The 16,418-nt window shown below is 57.2% G+C and carries 17 protein-coding genes and 1 tRNA gene; all 18 read left to right on the top strand.

Annotated features, from left to right (window positions below; all coding sequences use genetic code 11):
* Positions 1-107: 107 nt before the first annotated feature.
* The 18 genes from tpiA to GSR16_RS17225 all read left to right on the top strand — a co-directional run bounded on the left by tpiA (position 108) and on the right by GSR16_RS17225 (position 16,169).
* Positions 108-854 carry a triose-phosphate isomerase gene (tpiA, locus tag GSR16_RS17310; protein WP_159879588.1) on the top strand — a complete coding sequence of 249 codons (747 nt, stop codon included), beginning with the start codon at positions 108-110 and terminating at the stop codon, positions 852-854.
* A gap of 1 nt (position 855) precedes the next feature.
* The gene (gene secG, locus GSR16_RS17305; protein ID WP_045847653.1) at positions 856-1,206 is read left to right on the top strand and encodes a preprotein translocase subunit SecG; all 351 of its coding nucleotides are present in this window, start codon (positions 856-858) and stop codon (positions 1,204-1,206) included.
* Positions 1,207-1,223: 17 nt separating this feature from the next.
* Positions 1,224-1,309: transfer RNA gene (locus GSR16_RS17300), tRNA-Leu, on the top strand.
* A 91-nt stretch (positions 1,310-1,400) separates the two neighbouring features.
* A complete protein-coding gene (locus tag GSR16_RS17295) occupies positions 1,401-1,757 on the top strand; it encodes an NADH-quinone oxidoreductase subunit A (RefSeq protein ID WP_045847652.1) in 357 nt (118 codons plus the stop codon).
* Positions 1,748-2,224: a NuoB/complex I 20 kDa subunit family protein gene (locus tag GSR16_RS17290; protein ID WP_045847651.1), complete on the top strand. Its 477-nt coding sequence runs from the start codon at positions 1,748-1,750 to the stop codon at positions 2,222-2,224. The genes GSR16_RS17295 and GSR16_RS17290 overlap by 10 nt, the downstream gene beginning before the upstream one ends.
* Positions 2,225-2,235: 11 nt before the next feature.
* The gene (locus GSR16_RS17285; RefSeq protein WP_159879586.1) at positions 2,236-2,832 is read left to right on the top strand and encodes an NADH-quinone oxidoreductase subunit C; all 597 of its coding nucleotides are present in this window, start codon (positions 2,236-2,238) and stop codon (positions 2,830-2,832) included.
* Positions 2,825-4,078, top strand: coding sequence for an NADH-quinone oxidoreductase subunit D (locus GSR16_RS17280; protein ID WP_159879584.1), 1,254 nt, complete (start codon positions 2,825-2,827; stop codon positions 4,076-4,078). Before GSR16_RS17285 ends, GSR16_RS17280 begins: the two co-directional genes overlap by 8 nt.
* Positions 4,078-4,578, top strand: coding sequence for an NADH-quinone oxidoreductase subunit NuoE (gene nuoE / locus GSR16_RS17275; protein WP_159879582.1), 501 nt, complete (start codon positions 4,078-4,080; stop codon positions 4,576-4,578). The genes GSR16_RS17280 and nuoE overlap by 1 nt, the downstream gene beginning before the upstream one ends.
* Positions 4,578-5,873 (top strand): NADH-quinone oxidoreductase subunit NuoF, encoded by a 1,296-nt coding sequence (gene nuoF / locus GSR16_RS17270; RefSeq protein WP_159879580.1) that lies wholly within the window; start codon positions 4,578-4,580, stop codon positions 5,871-5,873. Before nuoE ends, nuoF begins: the two co-directional genes overlap by 1 nt.
* A 3-nt stretch (positions 5,874-5,876) precedes the next feature.
* On the top strand, positions 5,877-8,231 hold the full coding sequence (gene nuoG / locus GSR16_RS17265) for an NADH-quinone oxidoreductase subunit NuoG (RefSeq protein WP_159879578.1): 2,355 nt from the start codon (positions 5,877-5,879) through the stop codon (positions 8,229-8,231).
* A gap of 3 nt (positions 8,232-8,234) precedes the next feature.
* A complete protein-coding gene (gene nuoH / locus GSR16_RS17260; RefSeq protein ID WP_159879576.1) occupies positions 8,235-9,281 on the top strand; it encodes an NADH-quinone oxidoreductase subunit NuoH in 1,047 nt (348 codons plus the stop codon).
* A gap of 26 nt (positions 9,282-9,307) precedes the next feature.
* Positions 9,308-9,787 carry an NADH-quinone oxidoreductase subunit NuoI gene (nuoI, locus tag GSR16_RS17255; RefSeq protein ID WP_197077215.1) on the top strand — a complete coding sequence of 160 codons (480 nt, stop codon included), beginning with the start codon at positions 9,308-9,310 and terminating at the stop codon, positions 9,785-9,787.
* A 9-nt stretch (positions 9,788-9,796) separates the two neighbouring features.
* Positions 9,797-10,441, top strand: a complete 645-nt coding sequence (locus GSR16_RS17250; RefSeq protein ID WP_159879574.1) for an NADH-quinone oxidoreductase subunit J — start codon at positions 9,797-9,799, stop codon at positions 10,439-10,441.
* Between the two features lie 26 nt (positions 10,442-10,467).
* Entirely contained in the window at positions 10,468-10,773 is a 306-nt protein-coding gene (nuoK, locus tag GSR16_RS17245) for an NADH-quinone oxidoreductase subunit NuoK (RefSeq protein ID WP_045847642.1), read from the top strand.
* Positions 10,774-10,808: 35 nt separating this feature from the next.
* Positions 10,809-12,839 carry an NADH-quinone oxidoreductase subunit L gene (nuoL, locus tag GSR16_RS17240; RefSeq protein ID WP_159879572.1) on the top strand — a complete coding sequence of 677 codons (2,031 nt, stop codon included), beginning with the start codon at positions 10,809-10,811 and terminating at the stop codon, positions 12,837-12,839.
* A 43-nt stretch (positions 12,840-12,882) separates the two neighbouring features.
* Positions 12,883-14,379: an NADH-quinone oxidoreductase subunit M gene (locus tag GSR16_RS17235; RefSeq protein ID WP_159879570.1), complete on the top strand. Its 1,497-nt coding sequence runs from the start codon at positions 12,883-12,885 to the stop codon at positions 14,377-14,379.
* Positions 14,380-14,402: 23 nt separating this feature from the next.
* Entirely contained in the window at positions 14,403-15,857 is a 1,455-nt protein-coding gene (gene nuoN / locus GSR16_RS17230) for an NADH-quinone oxidoreductase subunit NuoN (RefSeq protein ID WP_159879568.1), read from the top strand.
* Positions 15,858-15,872: 15 nt separating this feature from the next.
* Positions 15,873-16,169 carry a DUF2818 family protein gene (locus tag GSR16_RS17225; RefSeq protein ID WP_159879566.1) on the top strand — a complete coding sequence of 99 codons (297 nt, stop codon included), beginning with the start codon at positions 15,873-15,875 and terminating at the stop codon, positions 16,167-16,169.
* Positions 16,170-16,418: the final 249 nt, after the last annotated feature.

Here is a 16,418-nt window from a genome sequence, read left to right as displayed (position 1 = left end):
TCCTACTTTTCAGAAATATTACAAGTCGTCGAAAAGCCGTATGCGAAGTTTTGACGCCATCGAGAGTGGGGTATAATCCGCAGCTCTTAGTACGGAGATGACCCAACATGGCTGGCAAGCTGATTATCGGCAACTGGAAGATGAATACCCGCGCACAAAGTGCCCAATCCCTAGTAGCGGCATTGCTGGCCGATCCGGTCTGCAATCAGTCCTGGGTCGGTGTTGCTGCGCCTGCCGTTTATCTGGCAGCGCTGGGGGTACAGCTGTCCGCGCATGCATTGCAACTGTCGGCGCAGGATGTCAGCAGCTTTGCCGACGACGGTGCTTTCACCGGTGAAATCTCGGCAGCCATGCTGCGCGATGTCGGTTGCCGCTATGCACTGGTTGGTCACTCCGAACGCCGCCAGTATTTCGGTGAAGCCAATCCGGCCTTGCTCTCCAAGATGAACAACGCCATGGCTGCGGGCCTGGTGCCGGTGCTGTGTGTGGGTGAAACCCTGGATGAGCGCGAGTCCGGGCAGTACCTGGAGGTGATTTTCCGCCAGCTGGCCATTCTGGCCGAAGTGAACGACGGCGAGTACGTCATTGCTTATGAGCCCGTCTGGGCAATAGGTACCGGCAAAGTGGCTTCGCTGGAGCAGATTGCCGAGATTCACACGGCTATCAAAACGTGGTGCTTGCAAAATGCCAAGCCCTCGGCTAATATTCGCGTCCTCTACGGCGGCAGTGTAAAGGCAGAGAATGCCGAGTCAATTCTGAAGACAGAAAATGTCGACGGAGCCCTTGTTGGTGGGGCATCTCTGGACGCCGGATCATTCAGGATGATTTGCCAGGCCGCAGGAAAATTGATATAGTATGGAACTTATTAAGACGCTTATTTGGGTTATAAACCTCCTTTCCGCAGTGACGATCATCGTCCTTGTTCTCATGCAGCATGGCAAGGGTGCGGATATGGGTGCAGCTTTCGGCAGCGGCGCTTCCGGAAGTCTGTTCGGTGCGTCTGGTTCTGCGAATTTCTTGAGTAGAACCACTGCAATAGCAGCGGTTGTATTCTTCTCCACGAGTCTCACTCTTGTTTATCTGTCGGGGGGCGGAAAAACAGATCTGGGTGTGATGGGTGGCAAGGTTGAGCAAGTTGCGCCGCAAATCCCGGTCGGGGCAACCACTGGCAAAGCTTCGGGTACTACATCAAAAATTCCGGAGTGACAGTAAAGTTATATAGTGCCGACATGGTGAAATTGGTAGACACGCTATCTTGAGGGGGTAGTGGCCGTAGGCTGTGTGAGTTCGAGTCTCACTGTCGGCACCACCATTCAAAAATAGGCCACCGGGATTCCGGTGGCCTATTTTATTTGGAGCCAAGGAGGGTAATTCCTCCTTTTTTTGGGGGTGTTCGGGAAATGCTGCAAAATTATTTTCCCATTCTGTTGTTTGTCATCGTCGGTTTGCTGGTCGGCGTGGGTCCTATCGTTCTTGGTAAGGTCCTCGCACCCAATCGTCCCGACCCTGAGAAACTCTCTCCTTACGAGTGTGGATTCGAGGCCTTCGAAGACGCGCGCATGAAGTTTGACGTTCGCTACTACCTCATCGCCATTCTGTTCATCCTGTTCGATCTGGAAATTGCATTTCTGTTTCCCTGGGCTGTTGTCCTGAAAGAGCTGGGTGCCTATGGCTTTGGTGTAATGGTGGAGTTCCTGGCGGTGCTTACGCTGGGCTTCGTCTACATGTGGAAAAAGGGAGCGCTGGAATGGGAGTAGAAGGTATTCTGGAAAAAGGCTTCGTTACCACGACAGCCGACAAGCTCATCAACTACACCCGGACCGGTTCGCTATGGCCCATGACCTTTGGCTTGGCCTGCTGTGCGGTGGAGATGATGCATGCCGGTGCCGCGCGTTACGACCTGGACCGTTTCGGCATCGTTTTCCGTCCCAGTCCCCGTCAGTCTGACCTGATGATCGTGGCTGGTACGCTGTGCAACAAGATGGCACCGGCGTTGCGCAAGGTGTATGACCAGATGGCAGAGCCGCGCTGGGTCATCTCCATGGGTTCCTGTGCCAACGGTGGTGGCTACTACCACTATTCCTATTCTGTCGTCCGTGGCTGTGACCGCATCGTGCCGGTCGATGTCTATGTGCCGGGCTGTCCGCCGACTGCCGAAGCACTGCTGTATGGCATCATTCAGCTGCAGAACAAGATCAAACGCACCTCTACCATCGCCCGATAAGGTAAGTACTTATGGCCTCCAAGAAAATGGAAGCACTGGGATCGGTCGTCGAGCGTGTGCTGGGCGACAAGCTTGTTTCAAGCACGCTGGCCCTCGATGAACTGACCATCGTTTGCAAGGCGGCAGATTTGACTGACGTGGCCACCATGCTGCGCGATCATGCCGAACTTTCTTTCGAACAACTGATTGACCTGTGCGGTATGGACTACAGTGCCTACCGTGACGAGCCATGGGATGGTCCGCGCTTTGCCGCCGTCTATCACCTGCTGTCGCTCAAGCACAATGTCCGTATCCGTCTGCGCGTATTTGCCGAAGACGACAGCTTCCCGCTGCTCGCCTCGGTCAACCCGATCTGGAACGCAGCCAACTGGTTCGAGCGTGAAGCCTTCGACCTGTATGGCATCGTGTTCGAAGGTCACCCCGACCTGCGTCGCATCCTGACCGACTATGGCTTTGTCGGCCATCCGTTCCGCAAGGATTTCCCGCTGTCCGGTCACGTCGAAATGCGTTATGACCCGACCCAGCAGCGCGTCATCTACCAGCCGGTCACCATCGAACCGCGCGAAATCACTCCGCGCATCATTCGTGAGGAGAACTACGGTGGCTGAGATCCGTAACTACACGCTGAACTTTGGTCCTCAGCACCCGGCAGCGCACGGTGTATTGCGTCTGGTTCTGGAGCTGGATGGTGAAGTCATCCAGCGTGCCGACCCGCATATCGGCCTTTTGCACCGCGGTACCGAGAAACTGGCTGAAAGCAAGACTTTCATCCAGTCGTTGCCGTATATGGATCGTCTCGACTACGTATCCATGATGTGCAACGAGCACGCCTACTGCCTGGCCATTGAAAAGCTGCTGCAAATCGAAGTGCCGTTGCGTGCGCAATATATCCGTGTGATGTTTGCTGAAATCACCCGTATCCTGAACCACCTGCTGTGGATTGGCGCACACGCCATCGACATCGGCGCGATGACCATGTTCCTGTATGCTTTCCGTGAGCGTGAGGATCTGATGGACTGCTACGAAGCCGTTTCCGGTGCCCGTATGCATGCTGCCTACTTCCGCCCGGGTGGCGTATACCGTGATCTGCCGGACTCCATGCCGCAGTACACCGTATCCAAGATCAAGAACGCCAAGGAACTGGCGCGCCTGAACGAAGGCCGCAAGGGTTCCATGCTGGACTTCATCGACGATTTCACCAAGCGTTTCCCGACCTATGTCGACGAATACGAAACCCTGCTGACCGATAACCGTATCTGGAAGCAGCGTACCGTGGGTATTGGCGTAGTCAGTGCCGAGCGTGCCAAAAACCTGGGCTTCTCCGGCCCGATGCTGCGTGGTTCCGGCATCGAGTGGGATCTGCGCAAGAAGCAGCCCTACGATGTATACGACCGTCTGGACTTCGATATTCCGGTGGGCAAGGGTGGCGACAGCTATGATCGTTACCTGGTGCGCGTGGAAGAAATGCGCCAGTCCAACCGCATCATCCAGCAATGTGTTGCCTGGCTGCGTGACAATCCCGGCCCGGTCATCACTGACAACCATAAAGTGGCTCCGCCTTCCCGCGAAGGCATGAAGTCGAATATGGAAGACCTGATCCATCACTTCAAACTGTTCACCGAAGGCATGCACGTGCCGGAAGGCGAGGCTTACGCAGCCGTGGAACATCCGAAGGGTGAGTTCGGTATCTATCTGGTATCCGACGGTGCCAACAAACCGTACCGACTGAAAATCCGTGCCCCGGGTTTTGCCCATCTGGCAGCCCTGAATGAAATGGCTACGGGTCACATGATTGCCGACGTGGTCGCCATCATCGGTACCCAGGATATCGTGTTTGGGGAGATCGACCGCTAATGCTATCCGCACAATCACTCGCCGCCATCGACCGCGAAGTCGCCAAATATCCGGCAGACCAGGCCCGTTCGGCGGTTATGGGCGCGCTGCGCATTGCTCTGGTGGAGCGTCGGGAAACCGGCAAGACACCGGAAGAGCGCTGCCTGAATACCGAGGTGATCGAATTCGTTGCCAACTACCTGAATATTGCTCCGGTAGCTGCCTACGAAGTGGCCACCTTTTACAACATGTACGACATGAAGCCGGTTGGCCAGTACAAGATCACGGTCTGCACCAACCTGCCCTGTGCCCTGTCCGGTGGCGTCAATGCTGCCGAGTACATCTCCAAGAAGCTGGGCGTCGCCATTGGCGAAACCAGCGCTGACGGCAAGTACACCTTGCTTGAAGGGGAGTGCATGGGAGCCTGCGGCGATGCGCCGGTCTTGCTGGTGAACAACCACAAGATGTGCAGCTTCATGACGCCCGAAGCAATCGACAAGAAACTGGCGGAGCTGAACTAATGGCAATCTTCGTCAATGGTGTGATTTTCGACGGCGTCGACACCTCTGCGCAGGACTGCTGGAAGCTGGAGGCCTACGTGGCCCGTGGCGGCTACCAGGCCCTGCGTCGCATCATCGAATCCCAGATGGCGCAAGAAGACGTGATCGCCGAAGTGAAAAATTCCGGTCTGCGCGGCCGTGGTGGTGCGGGCTTCCCCACCGGCCTGAAGTGGAGCTTCATGCCGCGCTCTTTCCCGGGCGACAAATACGTGGTGTGCAACACCGACGAGGGTGAACCGGGTACTTTCAAGGACCGCGACATCCTGCGCTTCAATCCGCACGCGCTAATCGAAGGCATGATCATCGCCGGCTACGCCATGGGGACCAAGGCTGGCTACAACTACATCCACGGTGAAATCTTCGAAGAGTACGAACTGTTCGAAGCCGCACTGGATGAAGCCCGTCAGGCTGGTTTCCTGGGGCAGAATATCCTCGGCAGCGATTTCAGCTTCGATTTGTTCGCCCATCATGGTTATGGTGCCTACATCTGCGGTGAAGAAACCGCGCTGCTGGAGTCGCTGGAAGGCAAAAAAGGCCAGCCGCGCTTCAAGCCGCCGTTCCCGGCCAGCTTCGGTCTGTACGGCAAGCCCACCACCATCAATAACACCGAGTCCTTCGCCTCCGTGCCTTTCATCATCCGTGATGGTGCACAGAAGTTCCTGGAAGCGGGCAAGCCCAATAATGGTGGCACCAAGCTGTTCTCGGTATCCGGTCACGTGAATCGTCCGGGCAACTACGAGATTCCGCTGGGCACCCCGTTCTCGGTACTGCTGGAAATGGCCGGTGGCATGCGCGATGGCAAAAAGCTGAAAGCTGTGATCCCGGGCGGTTCTTCCGCTCCGATCCTGCCCGGCGACGTCATGATGCAATGCACGATGGACTACGACAGCATCTCCAAGGCCGGCTCCATGCTGGGTTCGGGCGCTGTCATCGTGATGAACGAAGACGTGTGTATGGTGAAGGCGCTGGAGCGTCTGGCCTACTTCTATCACGAAGAGTCCTGCGGCCAGTGTACGCCGTGCCGTGAAGGCACCGGCTGGCTGTACAAGGTGATCCATCGCATCGCCAACGGCGAAGGCCGTCCGGGCGATCTGGAACTCCTGGATTCGGTAGGCAATAACATGGCCGGCCGTACCATCTGTGCACTGGCAGATGCTGCCGTGTTCCCGGTTCGCAGTTTCACCAAGCACTTCCGTAATGAGTTCGAGTATCTGATCGAACACAAGAAGCCCTTGGTGGACCACAAATGGTGTTGAGCGATGCTTGAAATCGAAATCGACGGTAAAAAACTGACTGTCCCGCAAGGCAGTACCGTGATGGATGCCGCCCATTCCGTGGGCACCCACATCCCTCACTTCTGCTACCACAAGAAACTGTCCATCGCGGCCAACTGCCGTATGTGTCTGGTTGAAGTGGAAAAGGCACCCAAGCCGCTGCCCGCCTGCGCTACGCCGGTGACCGATGGCATGAAGGTGCATACCCATTCCGACATGGCCAAGAAGGCGCAAGCCGGCGTGATGGAATTCCTGCTGATCAACCACCCGCTGGATTGCCCGATCTGCGACCAGGGCGGCGAGTGCCAGCTGCAGGATCTGGCTGTAGGCTACGGTAACTCCTCTTCCCGCTATCAGGAAGAAAAGCGCACCGTGGTGGGCAAGGACATGGGCCCGCTGGTATCGGCTGAAGAAATGGCGCGTTGCATTCACTGCACCCGCTGCGTGCGCTTCACCGAAGAAATCGGCGGTTTCCAGGAAATCGGCATGGCCAACCGCAGCGAATTCTCGGAAATCATGCCCTATCTGGGCAAGACCGTTAATTCGGAAATATCCGGTAACGTCATCGACCTCTGCCCGGTCGGCGCGCTGACTTCCAAGCCTTTCCGCTACACCACCCGTGCTTGGGAGCTGTCCCGCCGCAAGTCGGTCAGCCCGCACGATGGCTTGGGTTCCAACCTGATCGTTCAGGTGAAATCCAATGAAGTGATGCGTGTACTGCCGCTGGAAAACGAAGCCATCAACGAATGCTGGATCGCCGACCGCGACCGTTTCTCGTATGAAGGCCTGAATTCTGCCGAGCGTCTGCAAAAGCCGATGATCAAGTTTGACGGCAAGTGGCACGAAACCGACTGGGAAACCGCACTGGCCTACGTGGTCAAGGGCCTGAACGGCGTATCCGCCGATCACGGCAAGGATGCCATCGGCTTCCTCACCAGTCCGCACTCCACCACCGAAGAACTGTATCTGGCGCAAAAGCTGGCTCGCGCCTTTGGTGTCAACAATATCGACTACCGTCTGCGTCGCAGTGACTTCTCGGCCGATGCCGCCCAGCAAGGCGCGCAATGGCTGGGTTCCAGCATTGTTGAACTGACCACCGCCAAGTCCATCCTGGTGGTGGGTAGCACTCAGCGCAAGGAACAGCCGCTGCTGGCTTCGCGCCTGCGTCAGGCAGTGAAGAAGGGCAGTGAGCTCAATGTCATCCATGTGACTGACGATGCGCTGCTGACTGCACTTAATGCCAAGCTGATCGTATCGCCGCTGGCGCTGGTCAATGCACTGGCCCAGGTGCTGAAGGCTGTGGTTGAGATCAAGTCTGCCCAAACCGCCGTCGATCTGGCTGCAGTTACTGTTGGTGCCGAAGCGCAAGCGATTGCCGCCAGCCTGAGCGGTGCAGAATCTGCCGCCATCGTACTGGGCAATGTGGCGCAACATCATCCGGCCTTTGCCCAACTGCTGAAGCTGGCGCAGGAAGTCTCCGCGCTGACCGGCGCACGTTTCGGCCTGCTGGCTGAAGCTGCCAACAGCACCGGTGCTGAACTGGTTGGTGCCTTGCCGCACCGTGCAGCCTTCGGCGCTGCGGCGACTGCCGGTCTGAACGCTGCTGCGATGATTGCCGCGCCGCGCAAGGCTTACGTTCTGCTCAACACCGAAGTCGAGTCCGACAGCTACAACCCGCAAGCCGCAGTTGCCGCCATGAAACAGGCTGCCACCGTGATTGCGCTGACTGCCTACAAGGGCGCTGGTCTGCTGGATTACGCCGATGTGCTGCTGCCGATCGCGCCGTTCTCCGAAACTGCCGGCTCCTTTGTCAATATGGAAGGCAAGCTGCAGTCCTTCAACGGTGTAGTGCGTCCGCTGGGTGAGACTCGTCCGGCCTGGAAGGTACTGCGTGTACTGGGCAATATGCTGGGCCTGACCGGCTTCGAGCAGAACAGTGCCGAAGACGTGCGTGCCGAACTGCTGGCCAAGGGTTCCATCGAATCTGCCTTCAACAATGCGCTGGGCGATGTGGCTATCAATGCTGCGGTGAGCACCGGTCTGGTACGTATCGGCGAAGTGCCGCTGTATCAGGCTGATGCCATCTGCCGCCGCGCTCCGTCGCTGCAGAAGACTGCTGATGCAGCTGCACCGGTTGCCACCGCTCACTCCAGCCTGCTGGCCAGCCTGAACGTGGCTGCCGGTTCGCAAGCCCTGCTGCGTCAGGGTGGTGGCGAGCTGAAGGTGCTGGTTGAGGCCGACGACAGTCTGCCGGCTGACACGGTGCGTCTGGCAACGGCTCACCCGCTGACAGCTGGTCTGGGTGGCATGTTCGATTCCATCGCGCTTTCACAGGGGTAAAACATGGAGTTCTTGCAAAGCATTCTCGGTAATGAGGCGGGGCTCACGGTGTGGACCTTGCTGAAAATCATCGCCATCGTAGCTCCGATGATGATTGCCGTGGCCTATCTGACCTACTTCGAGCGTAAAGTCATCGGCTATATGCAGATCCGTATCGGCCCGAACCGGGTTGGTCCGCTGGGTCTGCTGCAGCCGCTGGCTGACGGTCTGAAGCTGTTGATGAAGGAAATCATTCTGCCGGCGCAGTCCAGCAAGGGCTTGTTCCTGCTGGCTCCGGTGCTGGCCATCGGCCCGGCACTGGCTGCCTGGGCGGTGGTTCCCTTCAGCGACACACTGGTTCTGGCCAACATCAACGCGTCCCTGTTGTACATCCTGGCGCTGTCGTCCATCGGTGTATACGGCATCATCGTGGCCGGCTGGGCTGGTAACTCCAAGTACTCCTTCCTTGGTGCCATGCGTTCCGCCGCCCAGATCGTGTCCTACGAACTGGCGATGGGCTTCGCCCTGGTCGGCGTACTGATGGTATCCAGCAGCCTGAACCTGGTTGACATCGTCAAACAGCAGGGTCATGGCATGGCGGGTGGTTCGCTGTTCTCCTGGAACTGGCTGCCGCTGTTCCCGCTGTTCATCGTCTACCTGATCTCCGGTGTGGCCGAAACCAACCGTGCCCCGTTTGACGTGGCCGAAGGTGAATCCGAAATCGTGGCCGGTTTCCACGTGGAATACTCCGGCATGGCATTCGCCGTGTTCTTCCTCGCTGAATACGCCAACATGATTCTGGTTTCCGCCCTGACTTCCATCCTGTTCCTGGGTGGCTGGTTGTCGCCCTTCCCGGCAAGCTGGGGTCTGTTGGGCGCCGGTGGCTTCTTCTGGCTGGCTGCCAAGATGGCGTTTGTGCTGTTCTGCTTCCTGTGGTTCCGCGCGACATTCCCGCGTTATCGCTATGACCAGATCATGCGTCTGGGCTGGAAGGTGTTCATTCCGGTTACCTTGGTGTGGATCCTGGTCCTGGGTATCTGGATGATGACCCCGCTGTCGCTGTGGAACTGAGGGGATAGGTAAAGAACATGGATACGATTCGCAACTTTTTCAAAACCTTCCTGCTGGTGGAACTGGTCAAGGGCTTGATGCTGACCGGGCGTTATTTCTTCGCCCGCAAGATCACCGTCCAGTTTCCGGAAGAGAAGACGCCGATCTCGCCGCGCTTCCGCGGCCTGCATGCGCAGCGTCGCTACGCCAACGGTGAAGAGCGTTGCATTGCCTGTAAGTTGTGCGAGGCGGTGTGCCCGGCAATGGCGATTTCGATCGAGTCGGAACAGCGTGAAGACGGCACCCGCCGTACCTCGCGCTACGACATCGACCTGACCAAGTGCATCTTCTGCGGTTTCTGCGAGGAAGCATGCCCGGTCGACGCCATCGTCGAAACGCACATCTTCGAATACCACGGTGAAAAACGTGGCGACCTCTACTACACCAAGCCGATGCTGTTGGCGGTGGGTGACAAGTACGAGGCCGAAATCGCTGCCAACAAGGCAGCCGATGCCAAGTACCGTTAAGGGGGCCTCATGAGCATGACTACGGTTATTTTCTACATCCTGTCCGCCATTCTGCTGTTTGCGGCGGTCCGGGTGGTCACTGCCAAGAACCCGGTACACGCCGTGCTGTATCTGGTACTGGCCTTCTTCACCAGCTCCGGACACTGGCTGCTACTGCAGTCCGAGTTCCTGGCCATTACCCTGGTACTGGTTTATGTGGGCGCGGTGATGGTGCTGTTCCTGTTTGTGGTGATGATGCTGGACATCAATATCGAGCAATTGCGTGAGGGTTTCTGGCGCAATTTGCCGGTGGCGGCAACTGTCGGCCTCATCATGGCTTTCGAAATGGTACTGATCCTGACCAACCCGCACACCGGCCTGGCTGATTACAAAGCCGGTGCCGCACTGGCAGCCGATGCCAGCAATGTGAAGGTACTGGGTCGTCAGCTATACACCACCTACCTGCTGCCGTTCGAGCTGGCTGCGGTTGTGTTGCTGGTGGCCATGGTCGCTGCCATCGGTCTGACCCAGCGTAGCCGCAAGGATACCAAGGTGGTGGATGCCGGCGATCAGGTCAAGGTTCGCAGTCAGGACCGTGTACGCATCGTGAAGATGCAAGCCGAGAAAAACGTGGAAGCGGCCGATACTGCCGAGTCCGGTGAGCAACAGGCCTGACGGCCGAACAACATAAGGGAGGAAATGTGCTGACACTAACTCACTTCCTGGTGCTGGCCGCAATCCTGTTTGCCATCAGCGTGCTGGGGATTTTCCTGAACCGGAAGAACCTGATCGTGCTGTTGATGGCCATCGAACTGATGCTGCTGGCAGTGAATTTCAACTTCATTGCCTTCTCGCATTACCTGTCCGATACAGCAGGCCAGATTTTCGTGTTCTTCATCCTGACGGTAGCAGCGGCAGAATCGGCCATTGGCTTGGCCATTCTGGTGGTGCTGTTCCGCAATATGCGGACCATCAACGTTGAAGACCTGGGCAGCCTCAAGGGCTAAGGCAAACCGGTTACCAAACTACAAAGCACACAAGCATGGATATGAAAAGCTTATACCTGCTGATTGCGCTCTCACCTCTGGTGGGGTCCATCATCGCAGGCTTGTTTGGATGGGCAATCGGCCGCCGCGCTTCCCACGTCGTGACGATTCTCGGCGTGGCAGTCTCGGCAGCCCTGTCCTTCAAGGTACTTTATGCCTTCCTCACGGGGCAGGCTGAAGTTTTCAACGCGCCGGTCTACACCTGGCTGACGGTGGGGGGCTATGAGTTCTCCGTCGGTTTCCTGGTGGACTCGCTGACGGCAATGATGCTGGTCGTGGTGACCTTCGTGTCGCTGATGGTGCATATCTACACCATCGGTTACATGCAGGAAGACCCTGGCTATCAGCGCTTCTTCAGCTACATCTCGCTGTTTACCTTCTCGATGCTGATGCTGGTGATGAGCAACAACTTCATCCAGCTGTTCTTCGGTTGGGAAGCGGTGGGCCTGGTGTCCTACCTGCTGATCGGCTTCTGGTTCAAGCGTCCGACCGCCATCTATGCCAACCTCAAGGCATTCCTGGTGAACCGTGTGGGTGACTTCGGTTTCCTGCTGGGCATCGGCCTGGTACTGGCCTACTTCGGTGGCTCGCTGAACTACAGCGACGTGTTTGCTGCTGCTCCGGCGCTGGCACACAAGACCATCCAGATCATCCCGGGTACCGAGTGGTCGCTGCTGACCGTTACCTGCATCCTGCTGTTCATCGGCGCGATGGGTAAGTCGGCACAGTTCCCGCTGCACGTGTGGCTGCCGGATTCGATGGAAGGCCCGACCCCGATCTCCGCACTGATTCACGCGGCGACCATGGTGACCGCCGGTATCTTCATGGTATCGCGCATGAGCCCGCTGTTTGAAATGTCGGATACCGCGCTGAACGTGGTGCTGGTGGCTGGTTCCATCACCGCCTTGTTCATGGGCTTCCTTGGCATCGTGCAGAACGACATCAAGCGCGTGGTAGCGTATTCCACCCTGTCGCAGCTGGGTTACATGACGGTTGCTCTGGGTGCTTCGGCTTACCCGGTTGCCATGTTCCATGTGATGACCCACGCCTTTTTCAAGGCCCTGCTGTTCCTGGGAGCCGGTTCGGTGATCATGGGCATGCACCATGATCAGGACATGCGCAATATGGGCGGCCTGCGCAAGTACATGCCGATTACCTGGCTGACTTCGCTGCTGGGTTCGCTGGCGCTGATCGGTACGCCGTTCTTCTCCGGCTTCTACTCCAAGGACTCCATCATCGAAGCGGTACAGCTGTCGCACCTGCCGGCAGCCGGTTTTGCCTACTTCGCGGTGATTGCCGGTGTATTCGTGACCGCCTTCTACTCCTTCCGCATGTACTTCCTGGTTTTCCATGGCAAGGAACGCTGGATGGAGAAAAAGGACGACCATCACCACGGTCATGACGATCACGACCATCATCATGGTCTGGGTCCGAACGACAAGCCGCATGAGTCGCCATGGGTTGTGACCCTGCCGCTGGTATTGCTGGCCATTCCGTCTGTGCTGGTGGGCTTCTTTGCCATCGAGCCGCTGGTGTACGGTTCCTTCTTCAAGGGTGTGATTGCCATCAACAGCGAAGCTCACCCGGCACTGGAAGAACTGGCACATGAATTCCACGGCGCTGTTGCCATGGGTGTTCACTCCTTTACCTCGCTGCCTTTCCTGCTGGCACTGGCCGGTGTGGTAACCGCTTGGTTCTTCTACATGAAGGCTCCGCAGATTCCGGCTGCCATCAAGCAGAAGTTCAGCTTCGTGAACCAGATCCTGGAAAACAAGTACTACCTGGACGAACTGTATTTTGCAGTGTTTGCCAAGGGCTCGCGTGCTCTGGGTACCTTCTTCTGGAAGGTGGGTGACATGCTGCTGATCGACGGCCTGGTGGTGAATGGTGCAGCCAAGCTGGTGGGAACCTTCTCCAGAGTGGTACGCAAGCTGCAGACCGGCTTCATCTACAGTTATGCCACGACCATGATCATTGGCGTGCTGGCTCTGATGACGCTGTGGTTCTCGCAGATCATCCTGCGCTAAGGCCCAGACCTCTGGAATTGGAATAACTACTTAGGTTTTGACTATGTTCACAAATCAGTTAAGTCTGGTGATCTGGGCCCCGATCGTGGCCGGGTTGCTGGTACTGGCTACGGGAGGAGACCAACGGGCCACCTTGGCTCGCTGGGTCGCCGTAGCCGGTGCCCTGATCAGTTTCCTGTTGTCCCTGCCGTTGTTTACCGGCTTTGACAACCTGAACGGCGGTATGCAGTTCGAGGAAGTGAAGCCGTGGATTGCCTCCTTCGGTATCCAGTACCACCTGGGTGTTGATGGCATTTCCATGCTGTTTGTCATCCTCAACAGCTTCACCACCTTGATGGTGGTGCTGGCTGGCTGGGAAGTCATCAAGAAGCGCCAGTCGCAGTACATGGCCGCTTTCCTGATCATGTCCGGCCTGATCAACGGTGCATTTGCCGCGCTGGATGCCATCCTGTTCTATGTCTTCTTTGAAGGCATGCTGATCCCGATGTACCTGATCATCGGTGTCTGGGGTGGTCCGCGTCGTGTGTATGCGTCCTTCAAGTTCTTCCTGTACACCCTGCTCGGTTCGCTGCTGATGCTGGTTGCCTTGATCTACCTGTACTTCCAGGCTGGTAAGACCTTCGACATCCAAGCCTTCCAGGCGATTGCCAAGATTCCGCTGAACGTGCAGATCCTGCTGTTCATCGCCTTCTTCCTGTCTTTTGCCGTGAAGGTGCCGATGTGGCCGGTACATACCTGGTTGCCGGATGCCCACGTGGAAGCCCCGACAGGTGGCTCCATGGTGCTGGCAGCCATCACCCTGAAGATCGGTGCTTACGGCTTCCTGCGGTTTGCCCTGCCCATCCTGCCGGATGCCGCACGTGAACTGTCGTGGATCATGGTTGCCCTGTCGCTGGTTGCCGTGGTGTACATCGGTCTGGTGGCGCTGGTGCAAACCGACATGAAGAAACTGGTGGCTTACTCCTCCATTTCCCACATGGGTTTTGTCACCCTTGGCATGTTCATGTTCACCGGTTCGCACCTGAACCAGTGGGCGGTTGAAGGTGCACTGGTACAGATGGTGTCGCACGGTTTCGTTTCTGCCGGCATGTTCTTCTGTATCGGTGTGATGTACGACCGCGTGCACAGCCGCAACATCGCCGACTACGGTGGCGTAGCCAACAAGATGCCGATTTTTGCTGCCTTCATGATGCTGTTTGCCATGGCCAACTCCGGTCTGCCGGCGACTTCCGGTTTTGCCGGTGAGTTCATGGTGATCATGGGTGCGGTACAGGTGAACTTCTGGTATGCCGCACTGGCTGCCACCACCCTGATCTTCGGCGCTGCTTACACCCTGTGGATGTACAAGCGGGTGATCTTTGGCGAGGTGAGCAATCACCACGTTGAAGACATGGCTGACGTGAACAAACGCGAGTTCCTGGTGCTGGTCGTTCTGGCCATTGCGGTGCTGGGCATGGGTCTGTATCCGCAAGGCTTCGTCGAGAAGATGCACCTGTCGGTGAATGACCTGATTGCGCATGTTGCGCAGACCAAGCTCTAAGCTAAGGCCATAAGGAAAACATAATGAATTGGGCTGATCTGAACCTGATGCCTGCATTGCCCGAACTGTTCATGTCCGGGGCAATTCTGGTCATCCTCATGCTCGATGCCTTTATCTCTGACGCAAAGCGTGGCATGCATTACGGCCTCGCCTTGCTGACGTTGGCAGTCTGTGCCGTATTGCAGGTGCAAACCTACCCGGTGGTGCCGGTACATACCTTCTCTGGCATGTTTGTCAGCGATGCCTTGTCCAGTCTGGTAAAGCTGGCCATGTACGGCAGTACCGCCATCGTGCTGGTATACAGCCGCCAGTACATTGCTGACCGCGGCCTGTTGCGCGGCGAGTTCTTCTCCCTGGCACTGTTTGCCTTGCTGGGTATGAACTTCATGGTGTCCGCATCCAGCTTTGTGTCGCTGTACATGGGGCTGGAGCTGCTGTCGCTGTCGCTGTATTCGCTGATTGCGCTGCAACGCGATTCGGTGAAGGCCACCGAGTCCGCCATGAAGTACTTCGTGCTCGGCGCGCTGGCTTCCGGCTTGCTGCTGTACGGTATTTCCATGATTTACGGTGCTACCGGCACGCTGGATCTGGCGCTGGTTGCCAAGGCTGTCAAGGCGCATACCGCCAATGACATGCTGCTGGTATTCGGCTTGGTATTCATCGTGGCTGGCCTGTGCTTCAAACTGGGTACCGTGCCTTTCCACATGTGGGTGCCTGACGTTTATCAGGGCTCGGCCACTGCCGTTACCCTGATGATTGGCGCTGCGCCGAAGCTGGCTGCCTTCGTCTTTGTCCTGCGCATTCTGGTGCAAGGCCTGGAGGCCATGGTGGCTGACTGGCAAGCCATGCTGGCACTGGTTGCGGTTCTGTCGATGGCTATCGGTAACATCACCGCCATTGCACAGACCAACATCAAGCGCATGCTGGCTTACTCCACCATCTCGCACATGGGCTTCCTGCTGCTGGGCCTGCTGGCCGGTACGCCGGGTGGCTATGCCGCAGCGCTGTTCTACTCCCTGATCTACGTGCTGATGTCCATGGTCAGCTTCGGCATCCTGATGGGCCTGTCCCGTGCCGGTTTCGAATGCGAAACCCTGGATGATCTGAAGGGCCTGAACAACCGTAACAGCTGGTATGCACTGCTGATGCTGCTGACCATGTTCTCCATGGCCGGTGTTCCGCCGCTGGCTGGCTTCTATGCCAAGTTTGCCGTGATCAAGGCCATCGTGGACATCCATCTGTACTGGCTGGCCATTGTTGCGGTGATGATGTCGCTGATTGGTGCCTTCTACTACCTGCGTGTTGTGAAGACCATCTACTTCGACGAAGCACAGGATAGCTCGGCCATCGTGATGCGCGCTGACATGAAGCTGGTGTTGTCGGTGAATGCCATCGCCCTGCTGGTGCTGGGTGTAGTGCCGGAACGTGTGATCGTGCTGTGCCTGCAGGCGATGAAGCAGTCGCTGGCAGCAATCTAAGCGAAAGCCCTGCATATGCAAGCCAGTGTTGCTACTTTGCTGATCGTTGCCTTTCTGGCGGCAAACCTGCCGTTCCTGACTTCGCGTCTGGTAGGGCTGCTGCCTGTGGCCAACAAGCATTTTGGTTGGCGTCTGCTGGAAATGGTAGTGTTGTTTTTGCTGGTTGGTCTGTTTGCCCGCTTTCTTGAGGCCAAGCAGATGCCGGTTCAGCAGCAGCACTGGCAGTTTTATGTCACGACAGTTGCCTTGTTTCTGGTGTTTGCTTTTCCCGGTTTCGTCTATCAGACGTTCTGGAAAAAGCGCAGTAGCTAAGCAACTTGGCAGTGCAAGAAAACCCGGCTCCGACCGGGTTTTTTCATGTCTGAAATCCATGCTTGACCCGGGGCTGAAGCCACTCGGCAACCCGGTATGGCCAGATACAAGCTTGTGGCAAAAGAATGGGAGGGGCCAGGGAAGGAGAGAGGGCCGGGAATGGGCGAGTAAGGGGCGAGGGCGGTGCCTGCATGGTTATGGCCAGCAGCCCGGATAAGTGGCTCGTTGCGACTGCAGACGGGATCAGGG

The organism is Aquitalea denitrificans, from assembly GCF_009856625.1.
GTDB classification, from domain to species: domain Bacteria; phylum Pseudomonadota; class Gammaproteobacteria; order Burkholderiales; family Chromobacteriaceae; genus Aquitalea; species Aquitalea denitrificans.
The sequence above is the reverse complement of the archived record's forward strand: the minus strand, read 5'-3'. Positions and strand labels throughout refer to the sequence as shown.

Bases quoted from the DNA above. Each gene is read 5' to 3' on its own strand.
- tpiA (WP_159879588.1), top strand. From the start codon at position 108: ATGGCTGGCAAGCTGATTATCGGCAACTGGAAGATGAATACCCGCGCA.
- secG (WP_045847653.1), top strand. From the start codon at position 856: ATGGAACTTATTAAGACGCTTATTTGGGTTATAAACCTCCTTTCCGCA.
- GSR16_RS17295 (WP_045847652.1), top strand. From the start codon at position 1,401: ATGCTGCAAAATTATTTTCCCATTCTGTTGTTTGTCATCGTCGGTTTG.
- GSR16_RS17290 (WP_045847651.1), top strand. From the start codon at position 1,748: ATGGGAGTAGAAGGTATTCTGGAAAAAGGCTTCGTTACCACGACAGCC.
- GSR16_RS17285 (WP_159879586.1), top strand. From the start codon at position 2,236: ATGGCCTCCAAGAAAATGGAAGCACTGGGATCGGTCGTCGAGCGTGTG.
- nuoE (WP_159879582.1), top strand. From the start codon at position 4,078: ATGCTATCCGCACAATCACTCGCCGCCATCGACCGCGAAGTCGCCAAA.
- nuoF (WP_159879580.1), top strand. From the start codon at position 4,578: ATGGCAATCTTCGTCAATGGTGTGATTTTCGACGGCGTCGACACCTCT.
- nuoG (WP_159879578.1), top strand. From the start codon at position 5,877: ATGCTTGAAATCGAAATCGACGGTAAAAAACTGACTGTCCCGCAAGGC.
- nuoH (WP_159879576.1), top strand. From the start codon at position 8,235: ATGGAGTTCTTGCAAAGCATTCTCGGTAATGAGGCGGGGCTCACGGTG.
- GSR16_RS17250 (WP_159879574.1), top strand. From the start codon at position 9,797: ATGAGCATGACTACGGTTATTTTCTACATCCTGTCCGCCATTCTGCTG.
- nuoL (WP_159879572.1), top strand. From the start codon at position 10,809: ATGGATATGAAAAGCTTATACCTGCTGATTGCGCTCTCACCTCTGGTG.
- GSR16_RS17235 (WP_159879570.1), top strand. From the start codon at position 12,883: ATGTTCACAAATCAGTTAAGTCTGGTGATCTGGGCCCCGATCGTGGCC.
- nuoN (WP_159879568.1), top strand. From the start codon at position 14,403: ATGAATTGGGCTGATCTGAACCTGATGCCTGCATTGCCCGAACTGTTC.
- GSR16_RS17225 (WP_159879566.1), top strand. From the start codon at position 15,873: ATGCAAGCCAGTGTTGCTACTTTGCTGATCGTTGCCTTTCTGGCGGCA.